13 protein-coding genes and 1 pseudogene are annotated in these 12,044 nt (G+C 68.4%); 4 read left to right on the forward strand and 10 right to left on the reverse strand.

Translation table 11 applies throughout. The features are described 5' to 3' along the window. The 7 genes and pseudogenes from ACT6XY_RS09780 to nhaR all read right to left on the reverse strand — a co-directional run. A partial coding sequence (locus ACT6XY_RS09780; protein ID WP_444748147.1) for a hypothetical protein occupies positions 1-255 on the reverse strand: 255 nt, incomplete at its 3' end. A 150-nt stretch (positions 256-405) separates the two neighbouring features. After that, positions 406-837, reverse strand: a complete 432-nt coding sequence (locus ACT6XY_RS09785; RefSeq protein WP_444748148.1) for a flagellar export chaperone FliS — start codon at positions 835-837, stop codon at positions 406-408. Continuing rightward, positions 837-2,588 (reverse strand): flagellar filament capping protein FliD, encoded by a 1,752-nt coding sequence (fliD, locus tag ACT6XY_RS09790; protein WP_444748149.1) that lies wholly within the window; start codon positions 2,586-2,588, stop codon positions 837-839. Before fliD ends, ACT6XY_RS09785 begins: the two co-directional genes overlap by 1 nt. Positions 2,589-2,665: 77 nt before the next feature. Beyond that, complete coding sequence (locus ACT6XY_RS09795; RefSeq protein WP_444748185.1) at positions 2,666-3,223, reverse strand: flagellin; 558 nt, start codon at positions 3,221-3,223, stop codon at positions 2,666-2,668. Between the two features lie 93 nt (positions 3,224-3,316). Beyond that, positions 3,317-3,841, reverse strand: a pseudogene (locus ACT6XY_RS09800) (flagellin N-terminal helical domain-containing protein); the annotation flags it as partial. Between the two features lie 138 nt (positions 3,842-3,979). Continuing rightward, entirely contained in the window at positions 3,980-4,630 is a 651-nt protein-coding gene (locus ACT6XY_RS09805) for an RNA polymerase sigma factor (RefSeq protein ID WP_444748150.1), read from the reverse strand. A gap of 235 nt (positions 4,631-4,865) precedes the next feature. Then, positions 4,866-5,759 (reverse strand): transcriptional activator NhaR, encoded by an 894-nt coding sequence (gene nhaR / locus ACT6XY_RS09810; protein WP_444748151.1) that lies wholly within the window; start codon positions 5,757-5,759, stop codon positions 4,866-4,868. 141 nt (positions 5,760-5,900) lie between these two features. Between nhaR and ACT6XY_RS09815 the strand changes: the two genes are divergently transcribed. Further along, on the forward strand, positions 5,901-6,761 hold the full coding sequence (locus tag ACT6XY_RS09815) for a universal stress protein (protein WP_444748152.1): 861 nt from the start codon (positions 5,901-5,903) through the stop codon (positions 6,759-6,761). 197 nt (positions 6,762-6,958) lie between these two features. Further along, positions 6,959-7,957 carry a TerC family protein gene (locus tag ACT6XY_RS09820; protein WP_444748153.1) on the forward strand — a complete coding sequence of 333 codons (999 nt, stop codon included), beginning with the start codon at positions 6,959-6,961 and terminating at the stop codon, positions 7,955-7,957. 44 nt (positions 7,958-8,001) lie between these two features. On the opposite strand, the gene ACT6XY_RS09825 is transcribed toward ACT6XY_RS09820, so the two are convergent. Then, positions 8,002-8,370 carry a YciI family protein gene (locus ACT6XY_RS09825; protein ID WP_444748154.1) on the reverse strand — a complete coding sequence of 123 codons (369 nt, stop codon included), beginning with the start codon at positions 8,368-8,370 and terminating at the stop codon, positions 8,002-8,004. 155 nt (positions 8,371-8,525) lie between these two features. Between ACT6XY_RS09825 and ACT6XY_RS09830 the strand changes: the two genes are divergently transcribed. Both ACT6XY_RS09830 and ACT6XY_RS09835 read left to right on the forward strand, forming a co-directional pair. Next, positions 8,526-9,245, forward strand: coding sequence for a spermidine synthase (locus ACT6XY_RS09830; protein WP_444748155.1), 720 nt, complete (start codon positions 8,526-8,528; stop codon positions 9,243-9,245). A 179-nt stretch (positions 9,246-9,424) separates the two neighbouring features. Continuing rightward, a complete protein-coding gene (locus tag ACT6XY_RS09835; protein WP_444748156.1) occupies positions 9,425-11,047 on the forward strand; it encodes an alpha-D-glucose phosphate-specific phosphoglucomutase in 1,623 nt (540 codons plus the stop codon). Positions 11,048-11,060: 13 nt separating this feature from the next. Here the strand turns inward: ACT6XY_RS09835 and ACT6XY_RS09840 are convergent, their stop codons facing one another. Next, positions 11,061-11,354, reverse strand: a complete 294-nt coding sequence (locus ACT6XY_RS09840) for a YciI family protein (RefSeq protein ID WP_444748157.1) — start codon at positions 11,352-11,354, stop codon at positions 11,061-11,063. A 13-nt stretch (positions 11,355-11,367) separates the two neighbouring features. After that, positions 11,368-11,991, reverse strand: a complete 624-nt coding sequence (locus ACT6XY_RS09845; RefSeq protein ID WP_444748158.1) for a TetR/AcrR family transcriptional regulator — start codon at positions 11,989-11,991, stop codon at positions 11,368-11,370. Between the last annotated feature and the right edge of the window lie 53 nt (positions 11,992-12,044).

Below are 12,044 nucleotides of genomic sequence, written 5' to 3' on the forward strand. Positions count from 1 at the left end.
CGGCGAGGCCACGCGCGGAAGCGGCGGCGTGGAGGCGGCGGCGAGGGAGACGATCCTGTCCGCGAGCCCGGCCGGGGCGCGCACGGGGGCCGTGGAGGCGACGAGGGACTTCAGCCGTCGCGCCTCGGCGACGAGTTCGCCGAGGGAGGGATCCTCGCGCAACAGCGCCTGCGCGAGGGCCCGTTCGGCGGCCGGCCAGCGGCCGAGATCAGCGCCGAAGCGATCGAGGGCATCCTGGAAATCCAAGCGCTGCATGGGATCCGCCCGTGTCCGACCTTCGCTTGCCGCCGCGCCGGGGGGGCGCAGCCCTGTATGCCGCCGTTTCAGGCTGTGACGACATGCAACGGCTCGTGTCGGATTGTTACGCGAAACAAAGCTGATTTGGCGAGAGGCAAGTTCAGCCGGTCAGGACGGGCGGCGGCCGGCGGACGACACCGCCTGCGCCTCCTCGGCGAGGGACCGCATGCCGGCCGCGGCGGCCCAGGCGTCGCGCAGCTCGGCGAGCCCGGCCGCGATGGCACGGTAGCGAGCCACGGCATCCGGCCGGCCATAGGCCGCATGCAGGGCGATGCAGTTCTTCGTGTAGGTCGCGAGCAGCGTCTCGGCGACGTCGCCTCCCTTGTCGAAGCGCAGGTTGTGGCTGAGGCCCTGGAGGATGAGCCCGGCCTTGGCGATGGCGATGAAGCTGTCCTCGTGACGGCGCGCCTCGGTGGCCTGGATGCCGCGGCGGATCTGCACGAGCATCTCGTCGAATAGCCTGACCACCGCGACCAGCGGATGCACGCTGGCCGAGGTCGAGCGATAGGCGCTGATGGCGCGGGTCATGGTCTGGGTCATCACGAGCTGTTCCACTGGTCGAGCAGGGCGGTCAGGTAGTCCTGGGTCGATTCCGCCTCGGAGATGGCGGCCTGATACTCGGCGTAGCGATTGGTCAGGTTGGTCCGGTAGGTCTCGGCCGACGAGCGGATCGTGTCGCTCTTGGACTGGAGGGTGTCGTTGGTGCTCTCGAGGTTATCGATGAGCGTCTGGAGGGTCCCCGCCGAACCGTCGACCAGGTCCTCGGTCGCGTTGTAGAGCAGCTCGGCGATGCCGGTGCTGAAGGAGACGTCGATCGACTGGCTCTTCTGGCCGGCGAAGACGAAGGTGAAGCCCTCGTAGGCCGTGCCCTCCGCCCCGATGATGCGCGTTCCCGACACGGTGAACAGCGAGGCATTGCCGTTGACCGAGGCCGAGACGAGGGCCCCGTCGGCATCGGTCGTGACGTCGAGCGTGAAGTCCGCCGGCGCCGACGTGCCGCGGGAGAGCAGCATCAGATCCGCCGACGAGGCGTCCATCTGGAAGGAGAGCAGCGACTGGACCTCGTCGAGATTGCTGAGCAGCGCCTCGTCCAGGGCGGTCTCGTCCAGTTCCAGGTAGTTGTTCTCGTCGAAGGTCAGGCCGAGCAGCGACATGGCGGTGTCATCGATCGTCTGGTTCAGCGCGTCGTAGACGGCGAGTGTCGCCGAACGCAGCGTGCCGTCTCCGAACAGGATCGACTCTTCCGACGCCGTGCCGCTGCTGGTCAGCGTCTGCTGGCTCACCGCGAATTCGCGGAAGGCGTTGTAGGCGTCCACCAGCGCCTGGACGGCTTCCTTCACCTCGCTGACGTCGGCGCCGACCTCCACGGTGATCGACGTGCCCGCGGGCGTCGTCTGGTAGAGACGGAAGGTCATGCCGTCGATCAGGTCGTCCACGTCGTTGGACGACCGCGTGATCTCGACCCCGTCGAGCACCAGGATCGCCTGCTGGCCGGCCTGCAGTTCGTCGGCGAAGGCGCCCTCCTCGTCGACGATGCCGAGCGATGCGAGCACGCCGCCGGTGCCGTCGCTCGCGGTGATGGTCTGGCCCGTCTCGACGCTCGACAGCACCAGCCGGTAGGCCTCGGCCGAGACCTTCAGGATGGTCGCGCTGACGCCGCTCTCGTCGCTCGTCGCGTTGATCGCCTCGGCGATCTCGGCGAGGGTCATGTCCTCCGCGATGGTGATCGCGACGCCCTCGCCGTCCTCCACGCCGAGCGTCATCACCCCGGACAGGCCGAGGTTCTCGCTGCTGCTCGCCATCGCCGATCCCGCCACCTTGTGCGCCTTGGCGAGTTGCTGGATCTCGAGGTCGTAGGAGCCCACCTCGGTTCCGCTGTCCACCGAGACGGACACCGAGGCGGAGGCGTCGACGTCGCCGTTGGCGGTAAGATAGGCGGCCCGGTTGAGGAAGGCGTCGTCCTGTGCGTCGACCACGCCGGATGGCGCGCGCAGGGCCTGGGCAGCGGTCGAGATGTCGGTCAGGAGCGACTGCAGGCTCTCGTAGGCCGCGATCTTCGTCTCGTTGTCGGTGATCTTGACGTCGATCGTGTCGGCGCGGGTGAGCTTGGCCTGTACCGCCGCCTCGATGAGCGCGTCCCAGTCGATGTCCGAACTGTCGGTGCTGCTGGTGCTGCTCGAAGAGGACGTGGTGCCGGACGAGGTGGTGCTGCTCGACGCGGTCGTGGTGGTGGTCGAGCTCGTGTAGGCCGAGGAGAGGAGGCTGGACGTCGAACTCGAAACGCTGGCCATGATGCCCCCTCCGCAAGGGTGGGAACCGGAGCTGCGCCCCGATTCCCGGTCTCGTCGTCAGTGAAAAGTGTCAGTGGTCACTGCAACAGCTTCAGGAGGTCCTGAGGCATCTGGCTGGCCTGCGAGGCGGCGGCGACGGCGGCCTGGGTCTTCACCTTCGCCGAGGCGAGCTTGGCGGATTCCGAGGCGACGTCGACGTCCTGCAGGGCCGAATTGGCGGCGCTCAGGTTCTCGATGCTGGTGGCGATCGATTCCGAGCGGAACGCGAAGCGCGATTCCGTCGCGCCGATGTCCGCGCGCGCCTTGGAGACGAGGTTGATCGCCTCGTCCAGCGCCTCGAGGGCGGCGTTGGCGCCGTCCTGGGTCGCCACCGACAGCGTGTCGCCTTCGTCGCGGCCGGTGCTGGACGTCGTCGTGAAACCGAGGTCGGTCGCCGTCAGGCCGGTGAAGTCGGAGAGCTCGATCTCGGCGGACGAGCCCGTCGCGGTGTTCGTCAGGGTCAGGGCGCCGGTGGTGGAATCGACCCCGGCGGCAACCGTGCTGCCCCCGCCGAGGGCGGTGTTGATGGCGGTGGCGATGTCGGCGGCGGAATAGACGCCGTCCGTACCCGAACCGCCGTCATCCGTGAGCGTCACGGTGGTGCCGTTGACCTTGAAGGAGACGTCGCCGCCGCTGGCGTCGAAGCCGGTCGAACCGCCGACGAGAGCCGCCGGAGCCTCGTCCGCATCGGCGGTGATGCCGAGGGCCTCGGCGTTGAGGGTCGCGATGGAGACGGTGATGGTGTCGGAGGCGTCCGAGCCGACCATGACGGCGATGCCCTCGGCGAAGGCGCTGGAGCCGTCGAGGAGGCTCTGGCCGTTGTAGCGGGTGGACTCGGAAATGCCGTTGATTTCCTCCGTCAGCTGCGAGAACTCCGCGTCGATATAGGCGCGCTCGTTGTCGGTGACGGTGCCGGAGGCGGACTGCGAGGCCAGTGCCTTCATGCGCTGCAGGATGTCGCTGATGTTGGCCGCGCCGCCGTCGGCGGTCTGCAGCACCGAGATGCCGTGGGAGGCGTTGGTGGCGGCCTGGGTCAGCGTCGTCACGTCGGAGGTGATGCGCGTCGAGATGGCGAGGCCGGCGGCATCGTCGGAGGCCTGGGAGATGCGCGAGCCGCTGGCGAGCTTCGACAGCGACGAGGTCTGGTCGGCGGAATTCACGTTCAGGTAGCGCACGGCCGAGTTGGCGGCGATGTTCGTCGAAATGACGGGCATGAGGTCGTACTCCTCGCAAGGCTTACACGACGCCTCACGTCATCGAGGCGCTGCAACGCGGCCGTCCGCGTCTGAAGCTTCAACGGATAGCCCACGCCAATTCAGGCGGAGCATTTGGGGGGCGCAGTCGATTTATGGTTAATCGTCGGTAAACGACTGGCGGATGTCGCGTTCGGCCCGGTTCAACAACTTGCGCAGGGCCTGGCGCCCCCGCTTGAGCAGCGACTCCACGGCGGAGACCGTCGTCTCCATGACCTCGGCGATCTCGGCGTTCCCGAGATCGTCGAAATAGGACAGGATGATCGCCACGCGCTGCTGGTCGGGAAGGCGGTCCATGGCCTTCTGCAGGAGGTCGCTGACCTCGTGACGATGGAGCGAGGTGAGCGCGTCGGGCTGGCCGTCCGCCACTTCGGGCGCCGCCTCCATCTCCTCCATCCGGGGCTGGCGCCGGATGTCGAGGCAGCGGTTGGTGACCACCCGGTAGAGCCAGGTGGAGAACCGGGCGCGGCCCTCCTCCCACGATCCCCGCCCGTTCCAGATCTTCAGCAGGGTCTCCTGCACCACGTCTTCGGCATCGGCACCGTTCTGCAGGATGCGCAGCGCGAGCGCGTAGGCGCGGTCGATGTGACGCTCCACCAGGGCGCGGAAGGCTGCCTCCTCGCCGCAGCCGATCCGCCGCAGCAGAAGGTCGTCGGCGTCGGCCGGACGCACGAAAGCCGGCATCGCCTGGACGCCGGCCTTTCGGTCCTCGCTGTCACCGTCCGTCATGACCGGTGCCCCGATGGTCATCAGACCCACAGATGCCGCCCCAAGAGACACGACGCTTCTCCCACCCTGGCCAACGGCGACGCCCGGATCGTGGGTGTCACCTGATACTGAAACGGGCGGGGGCGCGAAACCAGGCGCGGAAATTTCGTCAAAAGCTCTTTTTTTTCAAATATTTATATGGGTATTTTCTGCCTATTGGCCGGCAATTTTTGCCCGGTGCTCCAGCCTCTTCCGACGGCTGATTCGCTTGCCCGGTTCAGTGTGCCCCCTCGGCCCGGGCGGCCTCGCTGATGGCGAGTACGGCCGGGTGGCTGAGCTTGCGCTCCACCGAGATGGCGTAATAGCGCGTCCAGATGCCCTCGGCCCGGCCGATCATGGTCGCGCCGAACTGCTCCTCGATCTCCTCGGCGAGAATGGCGGGCGCCGGGAAGATGCCCGTGCCCGCCTTGCCGAAGGCCTTCATCAGGGCGCTGTCGTCGAACTCGCCGACGATCCTGGGCTCGATCTGCTGGTCGCTGAACCACCGCGTCAGTCCCATCTGCATGGTGGAACTGTCGCCGGGGATGAGCATCGGCGCGCCGTGCAGCGAGCGCGGGAAGCCGGGCTGGTAGCGCGCGGCGAGATCGGGTGTGGCGAAGAAGGCGAGCGCCGTGCGGCCCAGCGAATGGCTGTGGCCCTTCACGCCGAGGGCATGGGGCAGCGGCCGGTCGGCGATAACGAGATCCACCTTGTGGGTGGCGATCTCGGCGAACAGCCTGTCCAGCTTGTCCTCGCGGCAGATGAGACGCACCCGCGCGCCGCCGGCGAGCGCCGGCGCCAGCAGCCGGTAGGCGATGGACTTCGGCACCACGTCGGCTACCCCCACGCGGAACAGGATGTCCTTGCTGTCCGCCTGGTTCCTCAGGTTCGCTTCCAGCTCGCGGCCGATCTGGAAGATCTCGTCGGCATAGGACAGCGTCAGGTCGCCCGCCGGCGTCAGTTCGAGACCGCGACCCACCCGCCGGAACAGCTTGGCGCCGAGCTGCTCCTCCAGCGTGCCGATCTGCGCGCTGATCGTTTGCGGCGCGAGGCGGAGCTGCGACGCGGCACGGGCGATGCTGCCCGCCTTGGCGACCCGCCAGAAATAGTGGAGCTGCTTGTAGTTGAGCACGGGCGCCGTCCTTAACACGCAGATTTTTTCGATGATAATCGTGCAAACAATCTGCTTTTTCCGATGATCGATCAAGCCCATATTCCGCTCGCTTCCGGCGGTGTCCGGCGGCGGCCTGGCTCCCCTTCCGGGATGCCCGGCGTGAGCGAGGACTTCGCAATGGGTTTCAAGGATCTGCTGTTCCCCCTGAACAGCTACCCCGAGCCGACCCCGGCTTCGGCCATCGATCAGGCGCTCGACTTCGCCGTCGCGCTCGGCGCGTCGGTCACGGTGCACGCCGTCCATGTGGAGCTGCCGCATGTCGGCAACGTGCTGGCCAACAGCCTCCTCGACCTGCCGGGCATGGTCGCGGCGGAGCGTGAAAAGAGCGAGGCGGGGTCCCGCGCCGCCATCGCGGCCTTCGCGGGCGCGGCGAAGGACCGGGCCGTGACGAGCCATCACGTCACTGATGCCTGCCAGCGTTCGCAGCTCGGCGCCCTCGTCACCGAGCAGGCGCGGACCCACGACCTCACCCTGATCGCCATCGGGGAAGAGACCGGAGCGCAGCAGATCGCCGAGAGCGTCATCTTCGGCTCCGGCCGCCCGACACTGGTCTTCCCCGAGCAGCGCACGGGAACCGGCAACCCCTTCGGCGCCGTCGGCATCGCCTGGGATTTCAGCCGGCCGGCCGCACGGGCCGTCGCCGACGCCCTGCCGATCCTGACCCGGGCCGGCACGGTGCGCATCGTCACCGTCACCCAGGAAAAGACCATCCCCACCCGCCGGGCGGTGGCGGACCTGGTGCGGCACCTCGCCTGCCACGGCATCGAGGCGACGGTCGACGAGGAGCCCGCGTCAGGCCGCCCCGTCGGCCAGGCCCTCGGCGACTACGCCGCCACCCACGGCCTGGGGCTGCTCGTCATGGGCGCCTACGGCCATTCTCGCATGCGCGACTTCATCCTCGGCGGCGCGACGCGGACCATCGTGTCGCAGCCGCCGCTTCCCGTCCTCCTCTCCCACTGAGGCGAGGCAGCGGCGGTTCCAGCAGGCATGCAACGGACGGGGGACCACGGCGGGCATCGCCCTCCGCGTGACCCATCGTTCGGCCGGACCCCGGCGCGGACGCGCCCGGAGCCTCGGGCGAGAACCGCATCGGCAGACATCGACGTCGACCCTGCTGCCCCCGACGGGTCGCAGGTTCCCCCACCCAAAGGTTGACCATGGAACTGCTCGTCTCATTCCTGACCGGCGACTTTCTCGGCAAGCCCGCCTGGCTCTGGCTGATCTTCCTCGCCCTCGTCGGCGCGCTGCTCGTCTTCGACCTCGGCGTGCTGCACAAGGAGGACAAGGAGCTCGGCGTCACCGAAAGCCTCGTCCTCTCGGCCTTCTACATCGCCATCGCGGTGGTCTTCGGCGTCTGGATCTGGTGGTCCATGGGCCCGACCTCGGGCATCGAGTACTTCACCGGCTACGCGCTGGAAAAGGCGCTGTCGATCGACAACGTCTTCGTCATCTCGATCATCTTCGGCTATTTCGCCATCCCCGCGAAATACCAGTACCGCGCCCTGCTCTGGGGCATCCTCGCCGTGCTGGTGCTGCGCGGCATCATGATCGCGCTGGGCGCGGCGCTCGTGCAGCAGTACGAGTGGGTGCTCTACATCTTCGGCGCCTTCCTCATCGCCACCGGCATCAAGATGCTGCTGATGGGCGAGAGCGAGCAGGACGTCTCCGCCAACCCCGTCGTGCGCTTCCTGTCGAAGCGCATGCGCATGACCCCGGAACTGCACGGTGCGAACTTCTTCGTCACCAAGCCCGACCCGGTGACGGGCAAGATGGCGCGCTTTGCGACGCCGCTGTTCCTGGCGCTGGTCGTCATCAACATCGCCGACCTCGTCTTCGCGGTGGACTCGGTGCCGGCGATCTTCGCCATCACCACCGACACCTACATCGTCTTCACCGCCAACATCATGGCCATCCTCGGCCTGCGGGCGCTCTACTTCGCCCTCGCCGCCATGGTGCACCGCTTCGAGTACCTGAAGTACGCACTCGCCATCGTGCTCGTCTTCATCGGCGCGAAGATCTTCTGGAACCAGATCGTCGGCAAGCTCGACCCCGCGATATCGCTGGGTGTGACGCTCTCGCTCATCGCCGGCGGCGTGGTCTTCTCGCTCTGGAAGACCCGCGGTCACGCGCCCTCGGGCTCGCCCGGCCACGGCTGACCACCCTCTCGAGCGAAGGGCCGGCCTCCCCGGCCCTTCGCGCCTCAGGCGAAATCCGCCATCTCGTAGAGCGGGCGGATTTCAATCACGCTGGGGCCCGGCATCGGATTGGGGCAGCGCTTCACCCAGGCGACCGCCTCCTCCATGTCGGCGACGTTCCACAGCCAGAACCCGGCGACGAGCTCGCCGGCGGGCGCGAAGGGCCCTTCCGTGACGGTGCGGCCGGCCCCGTCGAAGGCGACCCGCCGTCCTTCCGAGGAGGGTTTGAGACCGTCGCCCGCGATCAGCACCCCGGCGGCGCGAAGCTCCTCGTTGAAACGGCCCATCGCCGCCATCATCGCGAGCGACGAGGGCGAGGGGTCGAAGCCCCTCTCGCTGTCCTCCGTCGCCTTCACCAGCACCATCACGCGCATCGCCTCGCTCCTTGCATCCGGCTGAACGTCGTCGTCGCCGACTGAGCAACGCCGCACCTGCGTGTACGCTCCGCGGCTGCGGTATCGCTGCGCCGGCTTTGCGACTAGGCTCCCGGCCGTCGCCAGAAAGCGGCAGCATCGCGGGACATACGGCCTTGAGCCTCTTCTTCCAGGAACTGGACTACCAGGAAACGCCCATCGGCCCGCTCAGCCTGCGGCGGCGACGCGAGCACAGGCTCGACGTCGACGTCTACGAGATCAAGCTGGGCGACGAGTTCCTGATGTCCAGCCTCTTCACCGCCTCCGAGGTCGCCCTTGCCGATCTCGGCCTGAAGGCCCTCGCCGGGCGGTCCGTCGACGTGGCCGTCGCCGGCCTCGGCCTCGGCTACACCGCCAAGGCGGTCCTCGACCATGAGGCCGTCGCCTCCCTCGTCGTCGTCGAGATGCTGGAGCCGGTGATCGGCTGGCACCGGGCCGGCCTGCTGCCGATGGGCAAGGCGCTCGCGGCCGACCCGCGCTGTCGCCTCGTCGCCGGCGACTTCTTCGCCCTGGCGGCGAGCGCCGCAGGGCTCGACCCGGCGGCGCCCGGGCGCCTCTTCGATGCTGTCCTCGTCGATATCGATCACGCCCCCGACGACCTTCTCGACGCACGCAGCACGGGCTTCTACACGCCGCAGGGCCTCGCCGCCGTCGGCCGCCATATCCGGCCGGGCGGCATCTTCGGCCTGTGGTCCGATGCGGTGGCCGATCCGGCCTTCATCACCCGCCTGTCCGGCGTCTTCGCCGAGGCCTGGTCGGCGCCGGTGACCTTCCACAATCCGCTGCTGGACAGCAGCTACACCCAGACCGTCTATCTCGCGCGCAAGACGGCCTGACCGAGGCGGCCCGAAGCGGCGGCCCTGAGAGGCTTGGAACAGGATACCGGTCGCTCTCGTTTCTGTCGTCGGTGTCCCGGCTTCAGCTAGGGTTCATCCCGCTTGAAATGATATGGCGCCGGACCGGCGCGGTGTCATGGCACCTGTCGCCCGGTTTGCAGATACCCCTGGAGACGCATGTGATCCTGTCCGTGGACGCCCGCCCCTATCTCGACCAGACCCTCGGCACGTCGGGCCTGCGCAAGCCGACCGGGCACATGATGCAGCCCCATTACGTCGCGCTCTTCATCCAGTCCGCCTTCGAGGAACTGGACGTCGCTGGCGTGACGCTGGTGGTGGGCGGGGACGGACGCTTCTTCAACGACAGCGCCATCCAGACCATCCTGAAGATGGCCGTGGCCCATAAGGTCGGCCATGTGGTGGTCGGCCGGGGCGGCCTCCTCTCCACGCCGGCCGCCTCCGCCATGATCCGCAAGCGCAAGGCGCGGGCCGGCATCATCCTGTCGGCGAGCCACAACCCCGGCGGTCCCGACGGCGATTCCGGCATCAAGATCAACGCCGCCCACGGCGGGCCGATCCCGCTGGCGGTCTCCGACGCCATCCATGCGCGCACGCGCACCTGCGCGCGCTACGCCATCGCCGACACCCCCGACCTGCCGCTCGACCAGGTCGGCCGCCACACGATCGAGGGCTGCCTCATCGAGGTCGTCGACAGCGTCGCCGACTATGTCGACCTCATGGAGAGCCTCTTCGACTTCGACCGTATCGCCGGGCTCTTCCGCTCCGGCTTCACCATGCGCTTCGACGCCATGAACGCGGTGACCGGCCCCTATGCCACGGAACTCTTCCACCGCCGCCTCGGCCTGCCGGAAGCGCACCTCATGAACCGGGTGCCGCTGCCCGATTTCGGCGGCCTGCATCCCGATCCGAACCCGCACCACGCCGCCGCCCTGGTGGACATGGTGGCCGGGCGCTCCGAGGCCGATTTCGGCGCCGCCTCCGACGGCGACGGCGACCGCAACCTCATCATCGGCCGCGGCCTCGTCGTCTCGCCGAGCGACAGCCTCGCCGTCATCGCCGCCAACGCCCATCTTGTGCCCGGCTATCGCGGCGGCCTGACGGGCGTCGCCCGTTCCATGCCGACCAGCCGCGCCGTCGACCGCGTCGCCGCCGCCCTCGGCGTCCCCTGCCATGTCACGCCGACGGGCTGGAAGTTCTTCGCCAACCTGCTGGAAGCCGGGCTCATCACCATCTGCGGCGAGGAGAGCGCCGGCACGGGCTCCAACCACGTGCGCGAGAAGGACGGCCTCTGGGCGGTGATGATGTGGCTGAACATCCTGGCCGAGCGGCGCCTGTCGGTCGGCCAGATCCTGCGCGACCACTGGCAGGCCTATGGCCGCGACTACTACCAGCGCCTCGACTTCGAGGAGGTGGAGACGGCCGGCGCCGAGGAGCTCATGGCGACGCTGCGCCGCCGGCTCCCCGCACTCGCCGGCGAACTCGCCGGCCGCCTCACCGTCACCGACGCCAACGACTTCGCCTATACCGACCCGGTGGACGGCTCGGTGGCGACGAAGCAGGGCGTGCAGATCGTCGCCGACGAGGCCCGCATCGTCTTCCGCCTGTCGGGAACCGGCACGCGTGGCGCGACGCTTCGCGTCTATCTGGAGCGTTTCGCGCCGCGCGGCGCCGACCATGGGCTGCTCGCCGCCGAGGCCCTCGCCGAGGTGCAGGAAATCGCCATGCAGGTGGCGGATGTCACGCGCTTCACCGGCCGCACCAGCCCCTCCGTCGTCAGCTGAGGGCGGCGCGCCTTCAGCCCTGGCGGCGCAGGAAGCGGGTGATCGTCACCGCCTGCCAGATCCCCGCCGCGTGGAAGGGATCGGCGCGATTGAACGCCTCGACCGTGGCACGATCTGCGGCCTCGACGAGGAACAGGCTGCCGATCATCCGCTCGCCGTCGTCGCTCATCAGCGGCCCGGACATGACGATCCTGACGCCGTGCGCCGATGTGTCCGCGAGAAACGCCTTGTGCGCGTCGTAGTGCGCGAGCCGCACCGGCAGGGCGTCGGTCCTGTCCAGGGCGTGGATGGCGAAGAGCGTGGTCATCGGGATCTGTCTCTCATGCTCTGTCGCCGATGGCGAACCCGGCGAGGAAACGGTCGATCGCCCGCTCGATCACCGGCATCACGTCGTCCGGAGTCGGCAGGTGGTAGATGTGCCGGCGGATGCCGAGATAGATGATCCCGCCATGGAGGTTCCACAGGTCCTCCATCTCCGGTTGGGCATTGTGCCGCGCAGCGAAGCGAATCTCCTCCAGGAGCGGCACCAGCAACAGGTCGCGCACATGATCGAGATAGCGGCGGTTCAGCGCCTCACCGGCAAGGCCCGCCGCCATGAAGATGCGCAGCCATTCGTAGGAGAAGATGGCCCCTGAATATTCCGCGTAGAAGGTCAGCATGCGCTCGCGCAGCGGGCGGCTGCGGTCCGTGATCAGCCCGGGCCAATGCGGCGACATCCGGTCGAGATAGACGCGCGCGAACACGGCCTCGAGCAGGTCCGCCTTGCTGCGGAAATACTGGTAGAGCAGCGCCTGGGTGATGCCGGCGCGCTTGGCGAGGTCGCGGGTGGTGCCGGAGAGCCCCACCTCGGCGAAATAGCAGACGGCCGCGTCGACGATCTGCTCACGCCGCGCCTCCGGCGCGAGGCGCCGCCGCCTGACCATCGCGTCCGGCCCGTCGGACATTCCCCTGAACCTCCCTTCGGCAGAGCGGCAAGCCCCTTGACTCTGCCGTACGC

It is taken from the genome of Phreatobacter sp., from assembly GCF_052440005.1.
In the GTDB taxonomy this organism is placed as follows: Bacteria; Pseudomonadota; Alphaproteobacteria; order Rhizobiales; family Phreatobacteraceae; genus Phreatobacter.

Coding starts and splice junctions, on each gene's coding strand:
- ACT6XY_RS09785 (WP_444748148.1), bottom strand. CDS start 837: ATGACCCAGACCATGACCCGCGCCATCAGCGCCTATCGCTCGACCTCG.
- fliD (WP_444748149.1), bottom strand. CDS start 2,588: ATGGCCAGCGTTTCGAGTTCGACGTCCAGCCTCCTCTCCTCGGCCTAC.
- ACT6XY_RS09805 (WP_444748150.1), bottom strand. CDS start 4,630: ATGACCATCGGGGCACCGGTCATGACGGACGGTGACAGCGAGGACCGA.
- ACT6XY_RS09820 (WP_444748153.1), top strand. CDS start 6,959: ATGGAACTGCTCGTCTCATTCCTGACCGGCGACTTTCTCGGCAAGCCC.
- ACT6XY_RS09825 (WP_444748154.1), bottom strand. CDS start 8,370: ATGCGCGTGATGGTGCTGGTGAAGGCGACGGAGGACAGCGAGAGGGGC.
- ACT6XY_RS09840 (WP_444748157.1), bottom strand. CDS start 11,354: ATGACCACGCTCTTCGCCATCCACGCCCTGGACAGGACCGACGCCCTG.
- ACT6XY_RS09845 (WP_444748158.1), bottom strand. CDS start 11,991: ATGTCCGACGGGCCGGACGCGATGGTCAGGCGGCGGCGCCTCGCGCCG.